Source organism: Streptomyces sp. NPDC006393, assembly GCF_040628575.1.
In the GTDB taxonomy this organism is placed as follows: domain Bacteria; phylum Actinomycetota; class Actinomycetes; order Streptomycetales; family Streptomycetaceae; genus Streptomyces.
The window spans coordinates 33,697-58,545 of the sequence record NZ_JBEXZD010000032.1 but is presented as its reverse complement, the minus strand read 5'-3'; the positions used below and the strand labels follow the sequence as shown (position 1 = coordinate 58,545).

The following is a 24,849-nucleotide window of genomic DNA, read 5'->3' as shown; positions in this document are numbered from 1 at the left end:
GGTCGAGCCGCCCCGGCCGGGGGCCACCGACCTGCCCGGGAACCGGCCGAAGGCCGATGCAACCCCGGCGACGCGGCGTGCGTACAGCGGATGTCACCACTCACCACAGGGGGAACTCCTTGACCACGCACCGACCGGCCAGTCTCCGCGCCCGCCGTCTCCACGCCGTCACCGCTGCCGTCACCGCCGCCTTCGCGCTCGCCGTGTCGGCGACCGGCTGCGCGGCCACCAGTTCATCGGCCGCGACGGCACCCACCCGGTCCGCCGCCGCGAGCACGCCCACGCCCACCGCCTCACCCAGCCGGACCGCCCCGGCCATCCCCGAGCCGGCCGTCCTCGCCCGGGCCGAGGTCAACATCGGCGAGGGAGCCACGGTCGGCGTCGGCATGCCGATATCCGTCCGGTTCCCGCACCCCGTTCCGGCGTCCCAGCGAGCCGCGGTCGAGCACTGGCTCACCGTCCGGGCGGCGCCCGCGGTCGGCGGCGCGTGGAGCTGGGTCAAGGACCGCAACCTGTTCGACGGCCAGCGCGTCGACTACCGCCCGCCCGCCTACTGGAAGCCCGGCACGCACGTCACCCTGCACGTCGGCACCAGCGCCGTACGGCACTTCACCATCGGGCGCTCCCTGACCGCGACCGTCGACGTGCGAAGCCACATGATGACCGTCACCGAGGACGGCAAGGCCACGACCCGTATCCCCGTCACCGCCGGCCGGCCCGGCCTGGACACCTGGAACGGGACGATGGTCGTGCTGGACAAGCAGCGCAGGGTCTACATGGACTCCCGCACCGTCGGCCTCGGCGACGCCTACCACGGCTACTACGCCTGGGCCGTCCACATCACCACCTCCGGCACCTACGTGCACCAGAACCCCAACGCGAACACCTACGCCGGCCGGGACAACGTCACCCACGGCTGCGTCGGCCTCGCCACCGACGGCACCGCCGAACGCTTCTACCGGCGTGTCATCCCCGGCGACGTCATCCGCGTCACCGGCTCCAAGGAGACGGTCGCCCCCGGCAACGGCTACGGCGACTGGAACCTCACGTGGTCCCAGTGGCTGGCCCACAGCGCCTCCGCCCACAAGGGGGCGCCCGTCACGGCGGACTGAACCCACCGGCCACCGGCCCGGGTGCGGGCGCCGCCGAGTTCAGCGGGCCAGCCAGGTCAGCGCCGCCGTCACCAGGAACACGACGACCGCCGCGAGCCAGACCACGAGGCGTGCCGGCCCCGAGGACGCGGCGGGCGTCCACTCCCCTCCGCCCGGTGAGAGCAGGGCGTCCGCGAACGCCTGCGCGGTTCGCGGCCGCTCCTCGGGGTCGGCGGACAACGTGGCGCGCAGTAGCGCGTCGATGCCGTCCGGAATCCCCGGCCGTCCGTGGACCGTGGGCGGCGGCGACGCCGGTCCCCGCTCTGCCGTGAGGGTCGCGCGACCGCCCGGACCGAAGGGCTTGCGCCCGGTCAGCAGTTCGAACGTCACGACACCGAGGGCGTACACATCGGCGCGGCCGTCGAACCCGCCGGTCTGGAAGACCTGCTCGGGCGCCATGTACGCGGGTGTGCCGGTCGTCACGGTCAACCCCGACGCGTCGGCGAGCCGCTTCGCGCTGCCGAGGTCCGCGACCAGTACGGCGGTGCCGGCGGCGGGCGTGTCGCCGGCGTCGAGCAGGAGGTTCGACGGCTTGATGTCGCGGTGGACGACGCCCGCGTCATGGAGCACCTGGACGGCGTACCCGGCCTCGACCGCCAGCCGCAGTGCCTCCGCGGGCCGGCAGTGCCCGATCCTCTCGGCCAGCGTGCCGCCTCGCACGTAGTCCATGACGAAGTAGGGCCGGTCGTCCTGGACACCGACGTCGTGAACGCGTACGACCCGTGGGCTGGAGATCCTGCGGAGCAGCCTCGCCTCCGCCAGGAACCGCTCCCGCACATCGGCGTTCGACGCCCAGTTGTCGGCCAGCACCTTGACCGCGACCTGGGTGTCGAGTTCGGGGTCGTAGGCCTTCCAGACGGTGGCGAACGAACCGGCTCCCAGCCGGTCCTCGAGGAGATAACGGCCCAGCTTCTGCATGTGGCACCATTCTGCCCGACGCGCCGGGGCCCGGAACCGCGGTGCGCCGGGCGGGACGGCGGTCGGAGGACGACGGGGGACGGCGGAGTGACCGAAGAGGACGATCTGACCCGGCTCGTGGCGTCCGCCCAGGCAGGTGACCGGGCGTCCCTGGACCTCCTCCTCGTCAGGCTCCGGCCCACGGTCATGCGCCGCTGCTCCAGGTTCCTGCCGCACCACGCCGACGCCGAGGAGGCCGCGCAGGACGCCCTGCTGTCCATCAGCACGCATCTGCACGAGTACAGCGGGCGGGGCTCGTTCCTCGGATGGGTGACCGTGATCGCCTCGAACGCCGCCAGGTCCACGTACCGCTCGATGCGCCGGCGCGCGGAGGACAGCCATGCGAACCTTCCCGAGGGTGCGGACCCCCGGACGACCAGCGTCATCGCGGGGACCCGCCTGGATCTGATGGAGGCGCTGGCCGCGCTCGAGGAACGGCACCCGGCCCTGGCGGAGTCCTTCGTGCTGCGCGATCTCGGGGACCTGACCTACCTCCAGGTCGCCGAGATCACCGACGCGCCCCTGGGCACCGTCAAGGACCGCATCCATCAGGCTCGCCGCTTCATGCGGGACCGCCTCGGCGGCGGTTTCTGAGCCGTCCCGACATGCCACTGCTCACCGGCATCGACTCGATCAGAAGCCCGGAGGTGCCGCGGTGCGAGCCCGGACGATCGTCGTCATCCTGACGGCAGCCATCGGACTCGGCGTGCTGACCGGTCGGTTCGTCCTGCCCGCTCGCTCCGCTTCGACCGTGGCGTCGGGCAGCGCACCGTCCGCGACGGCCGGCGGCCCTCCACCGCCGAGGCCCGCCGCCGGACCCATGACGGACCGGCATCTGCTGTCCGCGGCCGAGTTCAGGAAGGTCGGGATCTCCCGGCACATCTACGTGCGGGACCGTGTCGGGGACGGCGGATACGCCAACGCGGCCTGCGCCGGGGAGAAGACCCTGGAGCAGACCCTGGGGGTGCGGGACGCGCACTTCCGCGGGCTGGTGACGGCCCGGGACACGGACGACGGCGACCCCACGCTGGCGGTGAACGTCAAGGACCAGGTCGCGCGCGAGGTCGCCGGTGACGCCGGAAGCCCGGCGATGGCACAGAACTTCGCCCAACGCCTCCTGCTGGAGGAGGTTCCGTGCCAGACGGAACCGGCCACCCACTGGGTCTACGGGCCGACGCACACGGTCGACGTCGCCGCGAGCATCACCGCGAGCTGGATGGGTTCCTACGACGGCGACCTGAACACCGCGGGAACCGCACCACGGGGCAAGGAGCCGTGCGGAGGCATCGCCGTGCTCCGCAACGGCTCGCACTACGGGGTCCTGGAGGTCGACGCCTGCCTGGACACGGCCGCCATGACGCGGATCGTTCGCGCCGCCGTGACACAGCTCTGAGCCCACCCCCCGCCGCCCAACGGGTGTGAGCCGGCTCACACCGATCGCGGCACATCGCCGTCCAACATTCCGCGGACGCGCCGCATCTCCCCGGATGTAGGAAGACGCACACCGCGTCGTGACCACACAGGGGACGAGATGTTCGACAACCAAGCAGCCGGCAAGAAGCTCTCGCGTCGCGGTCGTACCGCACGGGTGGCGACCTGCGTCGGTACGGCACTGATCGCGGCCGGCATCGGCATGCACCCCGCCGCCGCCGGCACGGCCACGGGCTCCGCGAGCCGTGCGGCGGCCGCGACCGCCTCCACCCTCGCCGGGCCCCGCCTCGGCACCGGCGACCTGATCCAGAAGGCCGACTTCCGCCAGACGGGCCTGAGCCCGGTCGCCGCGACCGTGGACACCACCGGGAAGCAGGGTCTCTCGGCGTGCTCCGGCGAGGAGACGATGCGAACGCTGACCGAGGGGAAGGCCGACGCCTACGCCGACGTCACCTGGACGTTCGACACCAAGCGCCCCCTGCTGACCGAATCCGCCGCGGAAACCTCCACCACCACGTCGGCGGCCTCCTACGAGAAGCGGCTCGACCAGCTGGTGCGCAGCTGCCAGGACGAGCCGGCCGGCCACTGGTACTACGGCCAGGGGCACGCGATCACCCTCAAGACCGGCGAGGGCAGGTGGTACCCGGCCTTCGACGGAGACGGCGAGGCCGCCGGCGGCGTCGCGGTCATCCGCAGCGGCCACCGGTTCGGCATCGTCGAACTCTCCGGCCAGCCCAGCGACGACCCCGGCTACTTCGAAGGCATCGCCGCCACCGCCATCAACCGCCTGGCCGCCTGACCTCGCGGCGACGGCGAGTCCGGCCCCGGGCAGGGGCCGGACACCGGGCCGGACACCGCGACCCGCTCGGCGTCGTACGGTCAGAATCCGATGGCCTCGCGCAGCAGCAGGACGGTGCCGCGCCCGGGCTGCGGCTCGGCGTTGAGGACGAGCAGACGGTTGACCGCGCTCGGCTGCCCGTAGACCGCCTGGGCGCGCTCGTTCTCCAGCGGGAGGGCGTGCTCCTCGACCCGGCGCAGCGCGGTGTCCAGGTCGGGTACCACCTTCTGCGCCCCGACGACCCAGATCGCCCGTGCGGCGCCGCCGGCGGAGGCCGGCAGCTGGCTGCCGCTGCCCGAGGCGATGACCAGCGAGCCGGTCTCGGTGACGGCCGCGACGCTGGCGACGAGGACGTCGGGGGTGGCCACCAGCCGGCGGATCCGGTCGAACTCGGTGGCGCGGTCCATCTTCAGCACCCGCGGCCGGACGGCCTGGTAGCGGTCGCCCGCCTCGATGTCCTCCGCGACGCCGGAGAGCCGGAGCGTCTCGCTGGCCCCGGTGAACACGCTCGCGCCCTTGGGGATCAGCTCCTTGACGCGGGCGCGGGCCGCCGCGGCGTCGTCGAGCAGTTCGGCGGTGAAGCCGTTCGCCCGCAGCGCCGCGACCGTCCGGTCCAGGCGTTCGGCGGACGCGGGTGCGGCGAAGTCGCCGGCCACCCCTGGCTCCCGCGTGTCCGTCGCACCGCCGCCCGGTGCCCGCCCGGCGTCCCCGGCCTCCCCGAAGTCATGGGCCCGGGCGTCGGGGCCGGGCGCCGCACCCGCCAGCGGGGTGGTGTCGACGTACCTGACCTCGTAGACCCGCTCGGCGAACTTCCATCCCTCCCGCGTACGCCGGTAAGTGTCGTGGTAGACGGCGAAGTTCAGGCCCGAGCGGCCGTCCAGCAGACGCGCGATCTCCTGCATGTAGGTGCGGCCGGTGGCGGTGTCGCCGTCGATCCGGATCGTGCCCGGGTGGCTGTTCTGCACGAAGAAGTCCCACTGGCTCTGCAGGCGTTCGCCTCCGGTCCGGATCTCCTCCCGGCCGGTGAGCTCGACGGGGACGTTGGGCATCCGCAGAACGCCGTCGGGGGTGAACAGCGCGGCGAGACGGGCGCGGTCGCGCATCATCGCCGCGTCGGTGAACTCGCCGCGCAGCGCCTCGATCTCGACACGGTCGGCGATCTCCTGGAAGTCGTTCATGCTCAGCGTCCTGTCCTTGGGTGGCGTGCTCCTCTTCACCAGTCCGACAACGCGGCCCCGCCGAATGTGAGGCGAGCCGCCGGCCTCACATTCCGCCGCGTCGATGCGTCGTAATGGAGAGGGACCGTGAACGAGGGAGCCGGAGCGCGCATGACCAGTCCGTCGGAACAGGAACAGCCGCAGGCAGACGAGCAGCAAGGCCCGGGCCTCGGCACGATCATGAGCGAGCGGCGGCAGCTGCTCAATCTCGCCTACCGGATGCTCGGATCCCTGGCCGACGCGGAGGACGTCGTCCAGGAGACCTACACCCGCTGGTACGCCATGTCCCGGGAGCGGCAGGAGGCCATCGAGTCCCCGGGCGCCTGGCTGACGAAGGTGGCCAGCCGCATCTGCCTGAACATGCTCCGCTCGGCGCGCGCCCGGCGGGAGACGTACGTCGGCGAATGGATCCCGGAGCCGCTGCCCGACCCGGCCGAGTGGATCGCCGGGGCGGCGGGCGGACCCGGCGTGGACCCGGCCGACCGGATCACCCTCGACGAGTCGGTGACCATGGCCTTCCTCGTCGTGTTCGAGTCGATGACCCCGGCCGAGCGCGTCGCCTTCGTGCTGCACGACGTCTTCCGCTACCCGTTCGCCGAGGTGGCCGAGATCGTCGGCCGCAGCGCGGCGGCGTGCCGTCAGCTGGCGTCCTCGGCCCGCCGCCGCATCGCCGCCGCGCGGACCGAGGCGAGCCCGGACGCGGCCCGGCAGGCGAGCGTCGTCCGGCGGTTCAAGGCGGCATGGGAGGCGCAGGACATCGAGGCCCTGCTCGGCCTGCTCGACCCGGGCGCCACCGCGGTCTCCGACGGCGGCGGCCGCGCCATCGCCCACCTGCTGCCGATCGAGGGCGCCGAGCAGATCGCCCACCTCTACCTGGCCATCGCCCGGTTCGCACCGCCCCGGACGATCCTCGAGCGCACCGTCAACGGTCTGCCGGGCCTGGTGATCGAGTCCGGCGGCAGCATCGAGACGGTGTTCGCCTTCAAGGTCGCCGACGACGACCGGATCACCCACATCTGGGCCGTCCGCAACCCGGACAAGCTCCGCCCATGGGCGCTGCCCTGACCGCCCTTGGACGGTGGTTTCGCCCAGGCGTGCGCCGCGCCCCTTGCCACCACACCCCGGCCGGGCCGGGAGCGGCGAGGTTGCGGTGCCCGTCCCTGCCCCCAAGCATGGGCTCAGGGGGTAAGGGGCTCAGCCACAGAGCACATCCGAAGGCACTGACGGGAGGACATGAGAGCCATGCCGTTTCCTGCGCCCCCGTCCGCCGGCCGTCGTAGGCAGTCGCCGGGCGTCGTACGGAGCCGCCGGCCGCCGGGCGTTCCGTGCGCCGCCCTGTTCCATCCGGACGGTCCGGCCGGGCACGCCCACCGGTGGGGCGTGGCCTCGTTCCACGCCGCGGCAGCCGTACGGGCCGCCCGTGAACCGGCCCGTACGCACTGAGAGGTCGAGGAACCGTGCGCGTCTCGGTCGCCCTGTTCACCGCCGACCTGCGGGTGCACGACAACCCGGTCCTGGTCGCCGCTCTCAAGGACGCGGAACGCGTGGTCCCGCTCTTCGTCGTCGACACGGGCATCCGCCGCACCGGCTTCGCCGGACCCAACCGGGCGGCGTTCCTCGCCGACACTCTGGCCGACCTGGACGCGGCCCTGCGGGCGCGGGGCGGCCGGCTGGTGGTGCGCGTCGGCGACGTGGTCGAGGAGACCTGCCGGGTGGCGGCGGAGACCGGGGCCGCCGTGGTGCACCTCGCGGGCGGGGTGAGCCGCTACGCGGCACGGCGCGAGGACCGGCTGCGCGCGGAGCTGGCCGGCGACCGGCGCGAACTGCGGGTCCACGAGGCATCGTTGACGGCCGTACCGCCGGGGGCCCTGACACCCGCGGGCAGGGACAGGGACCACTTCGCCGTCTTCACCCCGTACTTCCGCCGATGGGAGGGCTTCTCCGTGCGCGGCGTGCTGCCGGCACCGGACGCCGTACGGCTGCCGGACGTGGGCTCGGCCGGCCTTCCTCGCGCACAGTCCCTCGCGTCGGGCTCCACGTCGCCGGGCCTGCCCCCCGGCGGGGAATCCGAGGCCCGCCGCAGGCTGCGGTCATGGCTGGCGGGCCCGCTGTCCGCATACGGCGACCGGCACGACGACCTGGCCGCCGACGCGACCTCCCGGCTCTCCCCCTACCTGCACTTCGGCTGCCTGTCACCCACCGAACTGCTGCACCGGGCCCGCGCCCAGGACAACCCCGGGTCGCGTGCCTTCGTCCGCCAGCTCGCCTGGCGGGACTTCCACCACCAGGTCCTGGCGGCCCGCCCCGACGCGGCCGACCACGACTACCGCCCCCGGCACGACCGCTGGCGCCACGCCACGCAGGAGTTCGAAGCCTGGCGGGAGGGCCGCACGGGCTACCCCGTCGTCGACGCCGCCATGCGACAGCTGAGCCACGAGGGCTGGATGCCGGGCCGGGCCCGCCTGCTCGCGGCGAGCTTCCTCACCAAGACGCTGTACGTGGACTGGAGGGCGGGAGCCCGCCACTTCCTGGACCTCCTGGTCGACGGCGATGTGGCGAACAACCAGCTCAACTGGCAATGGGTCGCCGGGACCGGCACGGACACCCGCCCCAACCGGCTCCTCAACCCACTCGTCCAGGCACGCCGGTACGACCCCCGCGCGGAGTACGTACGCCGCTGGCTCCCCGAACTCCACCACCTCGACGCCACCGCGGTCCACCGCGTCCCCCACCTCGACGCGGCCACCCGTGCGGGCCTGGACTACCCCGCCCCGATCGTGGATCTCACCGCGGCCGCCGCCCGGTTCCGGGATCGGCGGAGACTCGACTGACCGGACATGAACAAACCCCAGGCCGCTGACCTGGGGTTGCTCGGGCAAGTCACCAGCTGGGCGTGTCCTCGCCGGCTCGCGCGTCCCAGGTCGGTGTGACCGGGCGTGCGTCGTGGCAGGTGAAGCCGAGACGGACCAGTGCCCGGCGCATCTCACTCGTCGTGATGTCACGGCGGTCCAACTTGGTGATCACTGCCCCTACCTGCATCACGGGGTACACACGGCGGTCGATGGTCACGGACACGCCGGTGACGGGTTCGGGCGTGATGCCGCTCATGGACTGTTCGACCTCACTCTTGGTCAGGTCGAAGGGGAATCTGGCGATGACACAGCGCATGGATGTCTCCACAGGGGTGGGGAAGAGCACGGAGGAGCCGACCGCGCCACGGCGGTCGGACGACGGTCAGGGGGTGAGAGCGAGGACGCCCAGGGCGTAGCCGTGTTCGTCGATGACGGGGGAGACCTCCAGGGTCCGGGCCCGCATGGCGGTCTCCGCCTCGCCGAGTACGGCCATGGACGAGGTGAACGGCCCGCGGTCGAGCGGGATGTCCCGCAGCCGCGTCCGGTCGCTGTACCACGAGCCGCCGCGGTGCGCGACGAGCTGCGCCCGGGTGACCAGCCCCGCACACCGCCCGTCCTCGTCCCGGAGGAGCAGATGCGGGACACGCGCACCGATGAGCACGGACAGGGCCACGTCGACCGCCGTGTGGTCGTCGACCTGCGGTCCGGGAGCGTGCATGGCGTCGCGGGCGGTCAGGCCGGTGCCGTCGGCGGTGTCGGCCCGCGGTGTTCCGGGCGGGAACGGCGTCAAGGGCTTCTCCTTCTCTTCGGGCGGACAGGACGGGCGTCGGCTCGTCCCGACCGCAGGGAGCGCTTCCCCGTGCTCCGGCTATGGGTTGTTCCTCCGGACAGGCCGACGGATCCGGGCGGCGGCCCGGTCCCTGCGAGGCCGGCCGTCGGATCCGCTGCCCTCGCCCCGGCCGTCGACCGGTGCGGTGAGGACGACCGGTACGCCGGAGGGGCTCCGGGCGCCGGTGATGCGGTGCAGCTCGGCCTCTCCCGGGCGAATCCGGGCGGTACGCGGAGCGATGCCGGCGTCGGCCATCAAGCGGTCCACCGCGCGGCGCTGGTGCGGAAGGACGAGGGTGACGACGGTTCCGGACTCGCCGGCCCGTGCGGTACGGCCGCCGCGGTGGAGGTAGTCCTTGTGGTCGCCGGGAGGGTCGACGTTCACGACGAGGTCGAGGCCCGCGACATGGATCCCGCGGGCCGCGACGTTGGTGGCCACCAGGGCCGTGACGTGGCCGTCCTTGAACTGGGCGAGCGTCCGGTTGCGCTGTGACTGGGACCTGCCGCCGTGCAGGGCGGAGGCACGCACACCGACGGACAACAGGTGCCGGGTCAGCCGGTCGACCGCGTGCTTGGTGTCCAGGAACATGATCACTCGGCCGTCACGGGCGGCGATCTCGGTCACGGCGGTGTCCTTGTCGGCGTCGTGCACGTGCAGCAGATGGTGCTCCATCGTGGTGACGGCTCCCGCAGACGGGTCGACCGAGTGCACCACGGGGTCGTCGAGGTAGCGGCGCACCAGGAGGTCGATGTTGCGGTCCAGGGTGGCCGAGAACAGCAACCGCTGTCCGCGGGCGGGGACTTGGCCGAGCAGTGCGGTCACCTGCGGCATGAACCCCATGTCGGCCATCTGGTCGGCTTCGTCCAGCACGGTGACGGCAACCTGGTCCAGCCGGCAGGCTCCCCGCTCGATGAGGTCGTTGAGGCGGCCGGGCGTCGCGACGACGACCTCGGCGCCGCCGCGCAGGGCACTGGCCTGGCGGCCGAGCGACATGCCGCCCACGACGGTGGCGAGCCGCAGCCGCAGGGCGCGTGCGTAGGGGGTGAGCGCGTCGGTGACCTGCTGGGCCAGTTCCCGGGTGGGGACGAGGACGAGGGCGAGCGGCTGTCGGGGCTGGGCGCGCTGCCCGTCCAGGCGGGCCAGCACGGGCAGGCCGAAGGCGAGCGTCTTGCCCGAGCCGGTACGACCCCGGCCCAGGACGTCACGGCCGGCCAATGCGTTCGGCAGCGTGGCGGCCTGGATCGGGAAGGGAACGGTCACGCCCTCGGTACGGAGCGCGGCCAGCAGCCGTGCCGGCATGTCCAGCTCGGCGAAGGTCTCGACCGCGGGCAGCGGCTCGGTGAGGGTGACCGGCAGGGCGAACTCCTGCGGGCGCGGGGTGGAGCGTGCGCCCTGGCCGCTCTTGAAGCGGTTGCCGCGGGCGGATCCCGCCGAGCGCGTGGAGCTTGTCGAGCGCGTGGAGCCTGTAGAGCGGGTGGACCTTCTGTCCGCGCGGAAACCACCGGAAGTGCCGCCGGTGCGACGGGTGCGGTTCATGGAAGAACCTTCCTCGATGCGGCGTATCGAGGAATTCCGTCCGGCGGTGATGGCCGCACGAATTTCGCAAGAATGAGCCGAAGAAAAAAGAAGATCCGGATCTCGCGGCGCTGTGGCCGGTACGGCCGGCGGTCAGGGGAGTCCGGAGAGCAGAAAAATCAATGGGCCGGGGCCCGCACCCCAAGAGCGCGGGCCCCGGCCATGTGATGCGCGAGCCACTGGCTCGCGACGGTTCGCGTCAGCGTCAGGCGGGAACGATGTTCTCGGCCTGCGGGCCCTTCTGGCCCCGCGTGACGTCGAAGGTCACCTTCTGGCCTTCCTGAAGCTCGCGGAAGCCCTGCGTGGCGATGTTCGAGTAGTGGGCGAAGACGTCGGGGCCGCCACCCTCCTGCTCGATGAAGCCGAAGCCCTTTTCCGCGTTGAACCACTTCACGATGCCAGATGCCATATGAATCTCCCTTGAGGGGCAGTGCCGGACTCCGCACTTTGCGGAGCCGAGTCGCCGCGATGATCACCCCTCCGGACAGATCCGGAAAGCTCTGCAAAGAAAAAATCTCTGGCAATCAAAACTGCAACTGCTATCACGCTAACACAGGCCGGATGTAAACGGCCATGCGCCGTTGGGAGTGTTCGATAATTCTCATCCCGCGCCGGTGCGTATTTCTGTGGTGGCGGAGCTAGGTATCCGTGCCGGGCTCGTCCAGCTTCCGGCGCATTTCCCGGTTCAGGCGGAGGGCGTCGTCGAGCTGGTCCTCGAGGGAGACGATGCGGCACGCGGCCTCGACGGGGGTGCCCTGGTCGACCAGCTCACGGGCGCGGGCGGCGATGCGCAACTGGCGGCGGGAGTACCGGCGGTGACCGCCTTCCGAACGCAGAGGAGCGATCAGCCCGGCTTCGCCGACGGACCGGAGGAAGGCGGGGGTCGTGCCGAGAACGTCGGCGGCCCGCCCCATGGTGTAGGCGGGATAGTCGTCGTCGTCGAGGTTGCCGGCGACCGGGGTGTTCTCAGCGGGCATGGCACCTTCGTTTCGGGGACGCGGCGACGGACCCGGGCGTGCCTGGCGCCGGTTTCCGAAGGAGCCGGCACCCATCCGCGTCGCGCGACAACCCTAACTCCGGCAGGCACGGAGATGTGGACTCGCCGTGGCAGATTTCCCTGTGCGCCCGGGCCGGACCCAGCCCGCAAAGCGGCCGGTCGCGGGAAGCGGTCGAGGAGACCGCCGCAGCGGAAGACCGGGTCCGTCGTGCGGTGGTCGCAGACGACGCGCAGCCGGCCGCCCCGGGCGCGGCGGTCGGCCCACGCCGCGCGCAGCGGTCAGGAACGGCACTCCTCGAAGAGCGCGGACGTTTGGCGTCGAGTCGACAACGGCGCCCGCGAGGACGGTGGTCGAGATCCGTGGGTCGTCCCGTCCGCGGCTCCCCAGGGGGCCGGGTGCCTCATTCCCCTTCTTCTGTCGTGCCGTCGAGGCGACCGGTTTCGGCGAGCGTCAGCATCCGTGCGGCGGTCAGCGGGTTGTCGGGGTCGGTGGCGGCGGCCAGCAGCCGGGCGGCCGTTTCAGCGGGCTCACCGGGCGGGACGACCAGGAGCACCCAGCGCCCCACGGTGCCGCAGTCCAGGGTGATGACATGCGCCTCGCTTCCGGGCCCGGCCGGCTCCACGGCGATCACCCGGCCGGGTGCCATGACCGTGTTCGGGGCGTCGGGCCATTCGGCGGGATCCACGCTGACCCGTACCGCGGCGCCCGAGTCCGGCTCCAACGATCCGACCAGCGAGGGGAGTTCGAGTTCCAGCGCGTCGCAGCGCGGCCACCAGGCCCCGTCCAGCGGGCCATGGCTGACGTCCGGGGCGAGGGCCAGACGGGGCAGGGGCATACGGTACGTGTGCGCGAGAGCCGCGGGCCCGCTTCCGGCGGACGTGCTGCTGGGTTCCATCATGCGGTCCCGTCCCGGGAGCCGCGGGGCGACTGCCCGTTTCGTCTCTCGCCGGGAACGGCACCGCCGGTCGCGCTGCACGAAATGCTCTCGGTACGGTCAGGCTACTCCCGGTGGAGGAGAACCGGGCGAGTCAGTCGTCCGACCGTGTCTTCTCATAGAGAGATCTCAGGACCGCCGGCCAGGAACGCTCTGAAGCGTAGGCCCGGGACGGGTGGCTGTGCTTGCCGATGTGCGTCCGGCGCCGTGGACGACCGTCGGGTGCTGCGATGCGGTGCGGGGCCGGGAGTACGGTGGAGGGCACCGAGGGCACGCCGCGCACCGGCTCCGACACCGGTGCCGCTCTCGGCGATCACGACGCCGGGCCGGCCGGTTCCGCCCGAGCCCGGGGCAGGGTTTTCCCATGACCGTGAACGCGCCGGTTCGGCCGACGAGCACAGAGCCGCGCCGGCAGCAAGGCGGACCCGACCGGCCCACTGCGGGGAGGCCGCGTCCGACGAGTCGGGAGCGAGGCTCCTCGCCGCACGCCGGGGAACGCGTCCGCCCGCTCAGCCGCCGTCAGATAGAAGACCGTCTACCGGAACTGGGCGACCTGTACGCCGAGACCGCCGGCGGCAGCCCGTGGGCGTGGAACCAGGCACGGGTCGCCTTTCTGCGACGGCTGGCGGCCGACGTGCAGCGGCCGGGGTTCGAGTTGCTGATCGCCGAGACCACCACGCTGATCGGGTGCGCCCACGGCTTCCCGGTAAGCGGCGACGGACCCTGGTGGGAGGGCCTCGACGGACACCTTTCCGGGAGTCTGCTCAGCCTGGCCGCGGCCGGACGTCTGTTCGTGGTCTCTGGAATCCTCGTCCCGCCCCGCGTACGCAGGCAGTACCAGAACCGTGCCTGGAACCTCGCCCGGCGGCTGCAGCAGCGGCTGCTCACCGACCACGGTGCCGCCGTCGGTGTCACGCTGTTGAACCGCTCCGACGTCGAGACGTTCGAGGCGTTGCGGTCCTGGGGGTGGCGGTACGACACCGACGACACCCCGCCGACGTGCCGACCCGGCCGGTTCCGTGTGCTGGTCCTGGGGGCCTGAGCAGCGAGCACCGGGCACCGGGCACCGGGCATCGGCTCCTGGTGTCACGGCGCCGGCAGGCGCAGGGCCAGGAGGGCGATGTCATCGGTGCTGCCGGGGGGCATCCGGGCCGACAACTCGTCGCACAGCGTGTCCAGCGGTTCCTGGGCAAGCGTGAGAGCGTGGCGGCGCAGCCGGTCGAGGCCGGTGTCGAGGTCACTGCCGGGAACTTCGATCAGACCGTCGGTGTAGAGCAGGAGCGTGGAACCCGCGGGCAGGGGACAGGTGGCACTCGGCCGGCCCTCGTCGTCGGCGGCGTCCAGGCGGGCACCCAGGAGGAGCCCCTGCCCGGCTTCGAGGTACTGCGCGTTCCCGTCGGGGGTCAGCAAGAGCGGTGGCGGGTGCCCGGCGCTGGTCCACTCCAACATCCATGGGCCTGTGTGCGGGTGGCCCTTGACCTGGGCGAGGACAAGAGTGGCCATCTCGACGGTGGTGATGGCGGACAGGGCGTCGTCGAGGCGGTCGACGACGGCGCCGGGCGGTCCGGTGTGGTCCCAGGTGAGGGAGCGCAGGATGCCGTGCAGTTGTGCCATGCCGGCCGCGGCGGTCAGGTCGTGGCCGAGGACGTCACCGATGACCAGCGCGGTCGTGCCGTCCTTCAGTTCGAACGCGTCGTACCAGTCACCGCCGACCTGGGAGCCGGCCGGGGCGGGCTGGTAGCGGGCGGCCAGCCGGAGCCGGCCGGGCTGGGGCAGCGGGGCGAGCAGGTTGCGCTGCATGGCCTCGGCGACGGCGCGCTGGCGGCCGAACCGGCGGGCGTTGTCGATGACCAGGCCGACCCGGCGGCCGATGTCGCTCACCACCTCCAGGTCGCCGGTGCCGAAGGGGTGCGCGGGGTCGGTGCGTACCAGCGTCAGCGCGCCGGTGAGCTGCCGCGTGGTGCCCAGCGGCACCGTGACGGCGGAGGTCGCGCCCACGGCCCGGAGGAAGCCGCTGTGGACGGCGGCCAAGGGAGAGTCGGGCGGCGCGGCCGTCTCGACCTGGTCCTGTAGGACGGGATCGCCTCCGTTCAGTACCTGCACCAGGGCTGAGCGGGTCGCCTCCTTGACCGGTGGAAGGCGACCGTGCCAGTCCTCCTGCCCGGTCTCGCGGCCCTCCGGGCCTTTCACCGCCACCCGGTGGACCTGCCGGGAGCCGACCCGGAGGTCCACCGCCGCCCAGTCGGCCAGGCGGGGAACCAGGAGCCGGCACAGCCGGGCGAGGGCCTCGTCGACCTCCAGGGTCTGTCCGAGTACGTCGGTGATCTCCGCGACCAGCGTCAACCGCTCGGTGAGGTCCTCGAGTGCACTCGTACGGGCCGCCCGCGCGGCACGTTCCGCACGTTCCCGATGCGCGCCGCGATCGAGCACGGACTCGCTGAACACCACGACCATGCCGGCCCTGGAGCCGCCGTCCGTCAGAGGTGAGGCCGACCAGGCGACCGGGACCAGGCTTCCGTCACCCCGCAGACACAAGTCGTCGTCCCCGCGAGCGGGACATCCCTCGGCCAGCGCCCGCAGCAGCGGACAGTCCTCCCGGGGAATGCGGGCGCCGTCCGGCCCGCGGTGGAGCAGGTCATGGACGTCCTGCCCTGACATCGCCGCCGCGGACCGGCCCAGCAGCCGCTCGGCGGCCGGGTTGACCGCGACGATCCGCCCTGCCGGGTCCACCACGGCCAGGGCGGTGCCGAGCTGCTCGACGACCTGCCACCACGGATACGTCCGAGCCGCCGACCGCCTCCCTTCGCTCTTCCCTTCGCCCTTCCCTCCGGGCGCCACACCCTCCACCACACTGGCCTTCCTGTCAGGAGCTGTTCCCGCCGAGGACCGCGCGACCCCACTCGAGAGGCGGAAACGCCCTGATCCGATGGTCCCGCACCCACAACACGGCCGCATGGCGGACCCGACGGGCCGCTGCCCGCGTTCGCCGCGGGCAGACCCGGACAGTGCCTCAGCCCTCCCGTGCCGGAGGTGACGCCGAACCCCGGCTGGAGGCGTGACTTCCGCCCCCGTCAGCTGGCCCGTTCGATCCACTCGTTGCCGCCCAGCGGGTAGTCGTAGCCCGGACGTCCCTCGTCGGCGCTGGTGCGGAACGGGGCGCCGTTGTCGTCGATGTGGACGGTGCCGCGGCGGCCGCCGCTGGACCAGTCCAGCGTGAGGTCCCATCGCACGTCGTGCGCCTTGGTGTGGGCGGTGACGTAGAAGACCTCCGGATCCGACTCGCTGACCTTGTACGGGAAATCGCGCTGGCCGTTCTTGACGGTGACCGTGGGGCTGCCGTTGTCGAGGTCGATGTCGAACGACTTCGTGTCCACGCCGCCGCCGCAGCCGACGCCCATCGAGTAGTCGTTCCAGGCGAGCGGCGCGCCCTTGGAGAGGACGCGTATGTGCAACGCCTCCAGGACCACCGTCTCCTCGCCGGTGCCCTGGACGGTGAGGGCGACCCGCTGATCGCCCGAGGACACCGCCCCGTACGCGGCGGCCCAGCGCGGGGCGTACTGCTCGCCCACCGGCGGGCCGACCTGCTCGGGTTCGCTGTCGACGAGGAAGTGCTGGCTGCACGGGTTGTCGTAGACGTAGGGGCGGGTGCCGACGTTGAGCGGGACGCCGCCGCCGACGCCACCCCCGGCGCGCTGAGCCCCACCCTGCTTGTCGCCCTGGGAAGTCCCGGACCCGGCCCCCTCGGACTGGGCCCCCTCGGACTGGGCCCCCTCGGACTCGGCGGTGGAGGCGGAGGCCGATGCGGACGGCTTGTGTCCCTTCGCGCTCGGGGACGGTGAGGCGGACGGCTTCCCCGCGTCCGCCGTACCGGTGGTCGTGGTGGTGACACCGGCCGCCTGCTGCCGCCCCGTGTCGTTCCCGCCGCCGACCAGCGGGCGCACGGTGAACACCACGGCTCCCAGCACGGCGGCCACCGCGACGCAGGTGATCAGCACGGTACGGCGAGGACGGGCAGGGCGGGGACGGGCAGGGCTGGGACGGGCAGGGTGGGGACGAGGCGGCGGCGCGAGCTCGCGCGGCATGTCGACGACATCCGGCTCACCGTCCTCGCCCTCGTCCCACTCGCGTGAGTCCGCCGAGCCGGGAGCCACCGCTCCAGCCGTCTCTGCCGCATCAGCGGCATCCTCAGAGCCAGAGGCATCAGCGGGCGTCGCTGTCGCCGAAGCCTCGTCCGTCCTGCTTCCTCGCGCCGCGTCGGCCAGGATCCAGCGCCGGTGCAGCTCCACCAGCTCCTGCGGCGTTGCCCGGCAGACCCTTGCGAGGCGCTCCACCGGTGCGTACTCGACAGGCACCGCCGTGCCGTTGCAGTAGCGGTGCAGCGTCGACGTGCTCATGTGCATCCGCTTGGCAAGCGCCCCGTAGCTGAGTCCCGAGCGGTCCTTGAGCTCCCGAAGCAGTTGAGCGAACGCCTCCCTTTTCCCGGCCCCCGTTGTCCCCGACACCTGTTCCCCCGTCCCCTCGTGTTCCAGCCGCGCGTTCCAGGGGCACCATCTTCTCCCTGGTCAGAGTGTATTTCGCTGTTCCAGCGTCCCCAACTGCCCGCTGTGCCTGGCGACTGGGACGGACCACCTCACAAGCTTCCGTCATCCGATCTCCAACCCCACCCGAACACCGAAGGGGTAAGGCACATGTCCAGCCTCCGCACCTCCCGCACCCGTCTCGCCGGCGCCGCCGCGACCGTCGTTCTCGCCGCACTCTCCCTGACCGCGTGCCAGGACGGAACAGGCGTCCACGCATCGGGCACCCCGACGACGGCCACCGCGACCGCGAACCCCCCTTCCGTCACTCCTTCTTCGAGCACTGCTCCTTCGAACACTTCGTCTTCGAACGCTTCTTCGTCCGGCTCCGACTCCTCCTCCCCGAAGGCCGGATCCACCACCGGCACGACCCGGCCGCCTGCGGGCACGCCCAAGTCGAAGGCGCGCGTCCCCTCCGGCAAGCCGGTCACCTGTGAGGGGGCGAACACCAAGACGGTCGCGGCCCCGCTGAACCGCCCGGTGAACCACATGCTGCTCACGGTGACCAACACCGGCCGCGAGACCTGCCACCTCTACGGCTACCCGGCCGTCCGCTTCGGCGAGGCCCAGGCGGTGCCCCCGGTCATCGAGGACTCGCAGCCGCAGGCAGTCGTCACACTCGAGCCGGGCGAGTCCGGCTACGCCTCCGTGAACCTGTCCGCGACGGACGGCAGTGGCTCGAACGGCCACACCGTGAACTCCCTGACCGTCTATTTCCGCGGCCGCTCCGGCAACGAGAGCGTCGGCACGGGCGCTCACCCCTCGCTGCCCGCGACGGGCGTCTACGTGGACGACTCGCTCAAGGTCACGTACTGGCAGCAGTCGATGGACGACGCCGTCCAGTGGTGACGGCGCGGCGCTCTTGAAGGGCCGGCCCACAGACCCGAGCAGGCAGGCGACCCACCATGCGCAACGCCCGCAGGCTCTCCCGCTTCGTGACCGCCTGCGCCCGCGCGGCGTGGAGCTGACGACGGACAGCAAGGGGGAAGGCCCAGGTCTCTGACCTGGGCCTCCATCATGGAGCGGGTGACGAGAATCGAACTCGCGCTCTCAGCTTGGGAAGCTGCGAACATCGAGGACCTGCTGTCGTCGCTGACCTGCTCGAACGGCCGTGTGCGAGCGCCTCGGAGGTGTTGCTTGGCTGCTCCGAGGGTTGGGGTGGTCGCGTTCCGGAATGCGGCCACCCCTAGCATGTGTCCCTCAGACTCCATTGGGGGGAGCATGTCAATGTCCTCGCGCAGGCGTCCGTTCGCCAGTCGCGCCCGTCTCGTCGCGGCCTGCACGAGCCTGGCAGCCATGGCCGGCGTGCTGCTGTCGCACCCGGCAGTTGCCGAAACGGTTCCGCCGAATCCGCCCAAGGCCTTGCCCCGGGCGGATTTCACGGGAGACGGCTTGGGCGAGATCGTGTATCGCCCGTTCACCGGCCGGCTCCGGCTGACGAACCCGGCGATCAGTTACACGGCGTTCGAGTTCTTCCTCGAGGAGGACCTTCCGGGAGATGTCTCCTTCAAGGACTACGTCCCGGTCGGCGACCAGGACGGCAATGGTGCTCCGGAGCTCCTCGTGGTCTCGGCCGACGGGACGCTCAGGATGGTGCGAACCCAGCCGAACGTGAACGCGGCCTACGTGACGGAGAGCACCCGTGTGGGGCCCGGCTGGCAGATCTACAACAAGGTGCTGTCGCCGGGCGATCTCAACGGTGACGCCCGGGCGGATGTTCTGGCCCGGACACCGGGCGGCGATGTGTACTTCTACGCCTCCACCGGAGACGAGGCCGCGCCGTTCGCGCCGCGCATCAAGATCGCCAGTGGGTGGCAAATCTACGACCAACTGGTTGGTGTTACAGACAACGATGGCGACGGTGTCGGCGATGTCGTCACCCGTACGCCCTCGGGGCAGCTCTTCTTCCACTCCGGAATCGCAGGCGTGAAGCCGGCGTTCAAGCCGCCCGTCGGGCTCGGCTCCGGTTGGGGCGTGTACAACCAGATCGCCGGCGGCGACGACTTGGACGGTGATGGCAACGGCGACCTCGTGGCCAGGACGGTCGACGGGTCGCTCTACATCTACAAGGGGCTCGGCCATGGCAGTTTCGCGCGGCGGACCCCGGGCACGTGGAGTGGCGGTTGGCAGGAAGCAGATGTGATCTTCGGTGCCGGAGGAAATCCTGCCTATGGCAAGTCCCGCATCCAGGCTCTCGGTACCGACGGCAAGCTCTACACGTATCAGTCGCTCGGCAACGGCTTGCTGGCTCCGCGCCGTCAGGCGCCTTCGCCCTACTACTGCAACGTCGCTTCGGGCGTCGGCATGAGGATGATCACCCTCGCCTCCGACATCGGTCTCGACAACCGCCCCGACATGCTCGCGATGTGCAAGAACGGCGTGCTGACCGGCGGATCCGATGGCCAGTACACCATCGGCGAGGGCTGGGGTATCTATAACACACTGGCCGGCCCCGGAGACCTCACCGGCGATGGCAAGGGCGACCTGCTTGCACGGGACACGTCCGGCTATCTCTACCTCTACCGAAGCAACACCGAGCAGGAATCGCCGTCCGTCCCGCACTTCGCTCCCCGGGTCAAGGTCGGCGGTGGCTGGGGCGTCTACGACCGGATCGTCGGCGCGGGCGACTACACCGGCGACGGGCGGGCCGACATCGTGGCCCGCACGCCGGCGGGAGAGTTGTACCTGTACGCCGGGACGGGCAGCGCCTCCGCCCCGTTCAAGCCCCGCCTCAAGGTGGGCTACGGCTGGCAGATCTACAGCAAGCTCGCAGCGATCGGGGACGTGGACGGTGACGGCAGAGGCGACCTCCTCGCAGCCGACCGCAGCGGCAACCTCTACCGCTACTCCTCGACCGGTGTCGCCACAGGGTCGGGTGCCTTCCGCGCCCGAGTTCGAATCGGCGGCGGCTGGAACATCTACCGCGAACTCCAGTAAGGCCGCGGGCACCTGGGGGGGGTGGAGGCCGGTCCGGGAAACCAACGGTCCACCCACCGTCAGGGATGGCCCCTGACCAGGAACATCGATCGGGGGCCTTTCCCATGCGAGCCGACGCTCATCGGTGCACCGTTGCCGTGGATCGGGGATCTCGCCGAGAGCAACGGCAGCCTCCTGCTCGTTCATCAGAGCATCCCCGTACGGATCCACGGCGGTCAGCCGCCCAGGCACTCCGAGCAACCGGAGTGAGCCGATCACACCGGCCAACGCGTCCCCGTGCCCGTACGAACTGGGCTGGGAAGCGCTGCGCGCCTTCGAAGCGGAGCACGGCATAGTTCTGCCGGAGCCCTATCGGACCTTCGTTGCGGAGATCACCGACGGCTCGTACTCCGGGCCGCCGGACTACGGGTTGGTGGGCCTGGCAGAGCTGCCCGACGACTGGGGGGATGACCGGCCGGAACGTGTCCTGAGGCAGCCCTTCCCCCTCACCTCGCAGTGGCTGTGGGAAGAGGACGACTCAGAGCCGTCCGAGGAAACCGACCTGCTCATGGACCGGGTCTTCGATCACGGGTCGATCGTCCTCGGGACGGACGGATGCGGCATGTACTGGCACCTCGTCGTCACTGGCCCGCATCGTGGACATGTCTGGTTGATCACCGGGGAAGGCGCCACTCCGTTCGGAGCCGAGTTCGGGTTCACCACGGCTGAGCCAGGATTCGCTGGGTGGGTTGAGCACTGGGCCGCCAACAAGCCCTGGTTCGACGCTGCGTGACAGGCGCACGAGCGGTCGGCGTAGCGACTTTGGCCGGGAGCTGCTTCGGCACGAGTGATCACGGCCCCTTACGCTGGCCCGCGGATCGGCAGGCTTGTGGACCTGCAAGTCGTCGCGCTGTGAGCCACTGAGGTTCAGTGCCTCGGTGATGCGGCGGAATGTCGTGTGCCGTGAGCGGTACGGGGAACCCTGCGTCCGGATCTCGCATGTACCTCGCACGCCGCGGACCGTCGCCGCGAGCACGCCGGTCGCCCCGGACGGGTGCCACTCCAGAACCGAGCTGATCGTGTCCACGTCCCTCGCGGTGAAGATGTGGACAACGGGGCCCAGCGCGTCGGCCACATCTTCCGGCCAGTTCGCCGTCCAGGCCCGGACCCGCGACCAGGAGTCGCACGGGCGCGACGAGGAGCGGCAGGAGGACGTCGCCGCCGGCCTCGACGCCACCGTCCGGAAGGCTCGTGCCGAGGCTGCCAAGAAGGCGGCCGAGAAGTCTTCTGGCACGAATCCGGCACGCGGCGAGTAATCGCAGAGCACAGCAAAAAGGCCCGGGTCTGTGACCTGGGCCTTCTTCGTGGAGCGGGTGACGAGAATCGAACTCGCGCTCTCAGCTTGGGAAGCTGATGTTCTACCATTAAACTACACCCGCGTAAGACGCCGACCGCGGTCGGTGTCCGGTGCTCGCTCACTCTACCTCATCCCTGGCCCCCGGCGTTGATCGCCGTGGGGCCGTCGTTGTTTCGGGGGTATGAGGGCTGCGGTTGAACGGAGTTGGGGCGGTACGGTGAAGGTGTGGGGCAGGGTGCTCGTGGGGCCGGAGTGCCGCCTGGAGGGTCGTCTCTTTGATCCCGTAGTGTGGCTTTTGTCGTCAGGCGGCAGGAGGCCAGACGCGGTTCTGGGGAAGGGACTTGAGGGCTTGATGGAGCGCACCGTCGTCCGTTGTGCCGAGGGGCACGTGTTCAGCACCGCTTCGTTCCCGATGCAGCAGGCCGAGCGGCTCGGTCCCGGCCGGCTCGTGAGGTGCCCGCGGTGTGCCCGGCTCCGCAGCGCGGTGCCGGTGACCTTGGAGAAGCGGTAGAAGCAGCGCCATGCCGGCGCGTGGGGTCGTCCTGATTGTGGGGGCTCCGCGCGCCTTGCGTATCCTCGGGGCGTGCTTCTCTCAGACAAGGACATCCGGGCCGAGATCGACGCCGGGCGCGTACGGATCGATCCCTTCGACGAATCCATGGTGCAGCCGTCCAGCATCGACGTGCGCCTCGACCGCTATTTCCGGGTGTTCGAGAACCACCGCTACCCCCACATCGACCCCTCCGTGGAGCAGCCGGACCTCACCCGGCTCGTCGAGCCCGAGGGGGAGGAGCCGTTCATCCTGCACCCCGGGGAGTTCGTGCTCGCCAGTACGTACGAGGTCATCACGGTTCCCGACGACCTCGCCTTCCGGCTGGAGGGGAAGAGCTCGCTCGGGCGGCTCGGGCTTGTGACGCATTCCACCGCCGGATTCATCGACCCCGGGTTCTCCGGGCATGTCACGCTCGAACTGTCCAATCTGGCCACCCTGCCGATCAAGCTGTGGCCGGGGATGAAGATCGGGCAGCTGTGCATGTTCCGGCTCAGCTCGCCCGCCGAGGCTCCGTACGGCAGTGAGCGCTACGGCTCCCGTTACCAGGGGCAGCGCGGACCCACGGCCTCGCGTTCCTACCTCAATTTCCACCGGACCCGGGTCTGAGGGGCACCACCGACATGAGCGACGTACGAGAGAACCTCACCTACGAGCGGTTCGGCGCCGCCGTCCGCGAACTCGCGCAGACCATCGCCGACGACGGCTACGAGCCCGACATAGTGCTCAGCATCGCCCGCGGTGGGGTCTTCGTCGCCGGTGGGCTGGCCTACGCCCTCGACTGCAAGAACATCCACCTGGTGAACGTCGAGTTCTACACCGGTGTCGGGACCACCCTCGAGATGCCCGTCATGCTCGCCCCCGTGCCCAACGTGATCGACTTCTCCGACAAGAAGGTGCTGATCACCGACGACGTCGCCGACACCGGCAAGACGCTCAAGCTGGTCCGCGACTTCTGCCTGGACACCGTCGCCGAGGTGCGCAGCGCCGTCATCTACGAGAAGTCTCACTCGCTGGTGAAGTGCGAGTACGTCTGGAAGCGCACCGACGACTGGATCAACTTCCCCTGGTCGGTCGAACCGCCCGTCGTGAAGCGGGCGGGGCAGGTGCTCGACGCCTAGGTCCTGGACGGCGGTCACGGGAGAAGGCGCACAGCCGCGCTGAAGCCGCCAAGGGTCCCGCCAGAGGTGAGGCCCGCGTGAGGGGACGGCACGGGCCGTCACACGATTCAGGGGTGGAGCATGCTCGTGCTCATATTGTTCGTCTTCGTTCTGCTCGTCATCGGCGGCTGCGTCTGCGTCTACTGGTCGGCCCGGGGCGATGCCCCTCGTTGGGCACGTGGTGTGGCCAAGGCGACGCTGCTCGGCAGCGAGCTGGTCCGCAGCGCGAGCCGGAACTCTCGCTCACGGCAGAGCGGCGGGGACGACTGAGGGTTGGCTGTCCGGCGGGTCGTGGGGGCAGGCATGAGTGGAGTGCCGCTGCGGGAAAGGGCCCCGGTTCGGTCCGGGGCCCTTTCCGCGTTCAGCCGCTTCGGCCGCGTTCATCCATGTCCGGGCGCACGTGCCGTTGGCCACGCGCACGCGTCGTCAGAACGTGCCCAGTTTCACGATCGACAGCAGTGCGATCAGCTGGATCGCGGAGGCGCCCAGGGCCTTCGGCCAGGGCAGGTCGTGGGAGCGGCTGACCATGAGGGTCAGCAAGGCGCCGCCGGCGACCCAGGTGGCCCAGCCGAGCAGCTGGACGAAGCCCGCGTCGCCGCCGAGGAACAGGGCGACGAGCAGGCGCGGCGCGTCCGTGAGGGACATGATGAGCATGGACAGGCCGACCGTGGGCTGCCAGGCGCCGTCGCCGCCGAGCTGGCGGGCCAGGGTGTGGGTGACCACGCCCAGGACGAAGGCGCTGATCCCCATGGCCACGGCCGTGACCAGGACGATGGGGACCGCGTTGGAGAGCGTGGCGTTGATCGCGTCCTGCCGGGCGCCGTCGAATCCGAAGACCGCCAGCAGGCCGTAGAGGAACGTCACGATGAGGGCGGGACCCCACATCGTGTAGTCGCGCATCTGGAGGAAGGTCTGCTGCGGGGACAGGACGATGCCCCGCAGGAGGTCCTTCCAGTGCAGGCGCGGGCCGATCGGGCCGGCCGGGGCCGAGCCCGCGCGGTAGGTCTCGCCCTGGCTGTACGGGTCCTCGCCGATCGCGAACGCCTGGGTGTGCCCAGGGTTGTTGGCCGCGTACGGGTCGGGGCCGCCCTGCGGATGGGCGCCGCCATCACCGAAGTACTCCGGCTCGCCGTGGCCGCCGTAGCCGCCGCCGTTCGCCTGGGGCCAGGGGCCCGCGGCCGACCCGCCGCCTCCGTACTGCGGTTGCTGCTGCGGGTACGGCTGCGGCGCCGACGGGTAGCCGTACGACGGCGCCTGGCGGGGCGCCCGCTGTCCGTACGGGGGTTGTTGGGGGCGCGCTTGCGGGGCCCGGTCGTCCCGGGCGCCGCGTCCGATCCTGAATCCAGCCACGTCGTCGAACGTACCTGCTCCGGCACGGCCGCGTGCCGGGCCCGGGGGTCCGGGACCGGCTTTGCGGCCGAGCTGTGACATCCCCTAAGGGGACCGCCGGACGGCTCTCCTACCTGAGTACCGGGGGCGGTGTCGGGGATGCTGTCAGGGGGCCGGG

General features: G+C 71.3%; 25 protein-coding genes and 1 tRNA gene. 14 read left to right on the top strand and 12 right to left on the bottom strand.

The window, feature by feature from the left end:
• Positions 1-119 precede the first annotated feature (119 nt).
• Complete coding sequence (locus tag ABZ484_RS16085) at positions 120-1,112, top strand: L,D-transpeptidase (RefSeq protein ID WP_358866500.1); 993 nt, start codon at positions 120-122, stop codon at positions 1,110-1,112.
• Positions 1,113-1,151: 39 nt separating this feature from the next.
• Here the strand turns inward: ABZ484_RS16085 and ABZ484_RS16080 are convergent, their stop codons facing one another.
• Positions 1,152-2,069: a serine/threonine-protein kinase gene (locus tag ABZ484_RS16080; RefSeq protein ID WP_358866499.1), complete on the bottom strand. Its 918-nt coding sequence runs from the start codon at positions 2,067-2,069 to the stop codon at positions 1,152-1,154.
• An 87-nt stretch (positions 2,070-2,156) separates the two neighbouring features.
• Here ABZ484_RS16080 and ABZ484_RS16075 point away from each other — a divergent pair, with 87 nt between their 5' ends.
• The 3 genes from ABZ484_RS16075 (at position 2,157) to ABZ484_RS16065 (ending at position 4,338) form a co-directional block, all read left to right on the top strand.
• On the top strand, positions 2,157-2,702 hold the full coding sequence (locus tag ABZ484_RS16075) for an RNA polymerase sigma factor (RefSeq protein WP_358866498.1): 546 nt from the start codon (positions 2,157-2,159) through the stop codon (positions 2,700-2,702).
• Positions 2,703-2,763: 61 nt separating this feature from the next.
• Positions 2,764-3,501: a hypothetical protein gene (locus ABZ484_RS16070; RefSeq protein WP_358866497.1), complete on the top strand. Its 738-nt coding sequence runs from the start codon at positions 2,764-2,766 to the stop codon at positions 3,499-3,501.
• A gap of 138 nt (positions 3,502-3,639) precedes the next feature.
• Positions 3,640-4,338 carry a hypothetical protein gene (locus ABZ484_RS16065; RefSeq protein ID WP_358866496.1) on the top strand — a complete coding sequence of 233 codons (699 nt, stop codon included), beginning with the start codon at positions 3,640-3,642 and terminating at the stop codon, positions 4,336-4,338.
• Positions 4,339-4,418: 80 nt separating this feature from the next.
• Here the strand turns inward: ABZ484_RS16065 and ABZ484_RS16060 are convergent, their stop codons facing one another.
• Entirely contained in the window at positions 4,419-5,555 is a 1,137-nt protein-coding gene (locus ABZ484_RS16060; protein WP_358866495.1) for an LUD domain-containing protein, read from the bottom strand.
• Positions 5,556-5,705: 150 nt separating this feature from the next.
• Here ABZ484_RS16060 and sigJ point away from each other — a divergent pair, with 150 nt between their 5' ends.
• Entirely contained in the window at positions 5,706-6,659 is a 954-nt protein-coding gene (gene sigJ, locus ABZ484_RS16055) for an RNA polymerase sigma factor SigJ (protein WP_358866494.1), read from the top strand.
• Positions 6,660-7,051: 392 nt separating this feature from the next.
• The gene (locus tag ABZ484_RS16050) at positions 7,052-8,425 is read left to right on the top strand and encodes a deoxyribodipyrimidine photo-lyase (protein WP_358866493.1); all 1,374 of its coding nucleotides are present in this window, start codon (positions 7,052-7,054) and stop codon (positions 8,423-8,425) included.
• Positions 8,426-8,474: 49 nt separating this feature from the next.
• On the opposite strand, the gene ABZ484_RS16045 is transcribed toward ABZ484_RS16050, so the two are convergent.
• The 6 genes from ABZ484_RS16045 to ABZ484_RS16020 all read right to left on the bottom strand — a co-directional run bounded on the left by ABZ484_RS16045 (position 8,475) and on the right by ABZ484_RS16020 (position 12,683).
• Positions 8,475-8,762, bottom strand: coding sequence for an SCO5918 family protein (locus ABZ484_RS16045; RefSeq protein ID WP_358866492.1), 288 nt, complete (start codon positions 8,760-8,762; stop codon positions 8,475-8,477).
• A gap of 66 nt (positions 8,763-8,828) precedes the next feature.
• On the bottom strand, positions 8,829-9,236 hold the full coding sequence (locus tag ABZ484_RS16040) for a CBS domain-containing protein (protein ID WP_358866491.1): 408 nt from the start codon (positions 9,234-9,236) through the stop codon (positions 8,829-8,831).
• A gap of 78 nt (positions 9,237-9,314) precedes the next feature.
• Positions 9,315-10,811 carry a DEAD/DEAH box helicase gene (locus ABZ484_RS16035; RefSeq protein ID WP_358866490.1) on the bottom strand — a complete coding sequence of 499 codons (1,497 nt, stop codon included), beginning with the start codon at positions 10,809-10,811 and terminating at the stop codon, positions 9,315-9,317.
• 244 nt (positions 10,812-11,055) lie between these two features.
• Positions 11,056-11,259 carry a cold-shock protein gene (locus ABZ484_RS16030; protein ID WP_030173795.1) on the bottom strand — a complete coding sequence of 68 codons (204 nt, stop codon included), beginning with the start codon at positions 11,257-11,259 and terminating at the stop codon, positions 11,056-11,058.
• 229 nt (positions 11,260-11,488) lie between these two features.
• Positions 11,489-11,827, bottom strand: a complete 339-nt coding sequence (locus tag ABZ484_RS16025; protein WP_358866489.1) for a MerR family transcriptional regulator — start codon at positions 11,825-11,827, stop codon at positions 11,489-11,491.
• A gap of 421 nt (positions 11,828-12,248) precedes the next feature.
• Positions 12,249-12,683 (bottom strand): DUF5994 family protein, encoded by a 435-nt coding sequence (locus ABZ484_RS16020; RefSeq protein WP_358866488.1) that lies wholly within the window; start codon positions 12,681-12,683, stop codon positions 12,249-12,251.
• Between the two features lie 463 nt (positions 12,684-13,146).
• Between ABZ484_RS16020 and ABZ484_RS16015 the strand changes: the two genes are divergently transcribed.
• Positions 13,147-13,824 (top strand): hypothetical protein, encoded by a 678-nt coding sequence (locus ABZ484_RS16015; protein WP_358866487.1) that lies wholly within the window; start codon positions 13,147-13,149, stop codon positions 13,822-13,824.
• 44 nt (positions 13,825-13,868) lie between these two features.
• On the opposite strand, the gene ABZ484_RS16010 is transcribed toward ABZ484_RS16015, so the two are convergent.
• Together ABZ484_RS16010 and ABZ484_RS16005 are read right to left on the bottom strand one after the other, a co-directional pair.
• A complete protein-coding gene (locus ABZ484_RS16010; protein WP_358866486.1) occupies positions 13,869-15,632 on the bottom strand; it encodes a SpoIIE family protein phosphatase in 1,764 nt (587 codons plus the stop codon).
• A 221-nt stretch (positions 15,633-15,853) separates the two neighbouring features.
• On the bottom strand, positions 15,854-17,284 hold the full coding sequence (locus ABZ484_RS16005) for a helix-turn-helix transcriptional regulator (protein WP_358866485.1): 1,431 nt from the start codon (positions 17,282-17,284) through the stop codon (positions 15,854-15,856).
• Positions 17,285-17,470: 186 nt separating this feature from the next.
• Here ABZ484_RS16005 and ABZ484_RS16000 point away from each other — a divergent pair, with 186 nt between their 5' ends.
• From ABZ484_RS16000 to ABZ484_RS15985, 4 genes are all read left to right on the top strand, one after another.
• Positions 17,471-18,208, top strand: a complete 738-nt coding sequence (locus ABZ484_RS16000) for a DUF4232 domain-containing protein (protein ID WP_358866484.1) — start codon at positions 17,471-17,473, stop codon at positions 18,206-18,208.
• Between the two features lie 447 nt (positions 18,209-18,655).
• A complete protein-coding gene (locus ABZ484_RS15995; protein ID WP_358866483.1) occupies positions 18,656-20,296 on the top strand; it encodes a VCBS repeat-containing protein in 1,641 nt (546 codons plus the stop codon).
• Positions 20,297-20,549: 253 nt separating this feature from the next.
• Complete coding sequence (locus tag ABZ484_RS15990) at positions 20,550-21,068, top strand: SMI1/KNR4 family protein (RefSeq protein WP_358866515.1); 519 nt, start codon at positions 20,550-20,552, stop codon at positions 21,066-21,068.
• 286 nt (positions 21,069-21,354) lie between these two features.
• Complete coding sequence (locus tag ABZ484_RS15985; RefSeq protein ID WP_358866482.1) at positions 21,355-21,591, top strand: hypothetical protein; 237 nt, start codon at positions 21,355-21,357, stop codon at positions 21,589-21,591.
• A 49-nt stretch (positions 21,592-21,640) separates the two neighbouring features.
• On the opposite strand, the gene ABZ484_RS15980 is transcribed toward ABZ484_RS15985, so the two are convergent.
• Positions 21,641-21,714 (bottom strand) — tRNA-Gly (locus tag ABZ484_RS15980).
• A gap of 501 nt (positions 21,715-22,215) precedes the next feature.
• Between ABZ484_RS15980 and dcd the strand changes: the two genes are divergently transcribed.
• From dcd to ABZ484_RS15965, 3 genes are all read left to right on the top strand, one after another.
• Positions 22,216-22,791, top strand: a complete 576-nt coding sequence (dcd, locus tag ABZ484_RS15975; RefSeq protein ID WP_358866481.1) for a dCTP deaminase — start codon at positions 22,216-22,218, stop codon at positions 22,789-22,791.
• A 14-nt stretch (positions 22,792-22,805) separates the two neighbouring features.
• Positions 22,806-23,303, top strand: coding sequence for a phosphoribosyltransferase (locus ABZ484_RS15970; protein ID WP_358866480.1), 498 nt, complete (start codon positions 22,806-22,808; stop codon positions 23,301-23,303).
• Positions 23,304-23,423: 120 nt separating this feature from the next.
• Positions 23,424-23,612 (top strand): hypothetical protein, encoded by a 189-nt coding sequence (locus ABZ484_RS15965; protein ID WP_358866479.1) that lies wholly within the window; start codon positions 23,424-23,426, stop codon positions 23,610-23,612.
• Positions 23,613-23,768: 156 nt separating this feature from the next.
• Here the strand turns inward: ABZ484_RS15965 and ABZ484_RS15960 are convergent, their stop codons facing one another.
• Positions 23,769-24,773 (bottom strand): Yip1 family protein, encoded by a 1,005-nt coding sequence (locus ABZ484_RS15960; RefSeq protein ID WP_358866478.1) that lies wholly within the window; start codon positions 24,771-24,773, stop codon positions 23,769-23,771.
• Positions 24,774-24,849 lie beyond the last annotated feature (76 nt).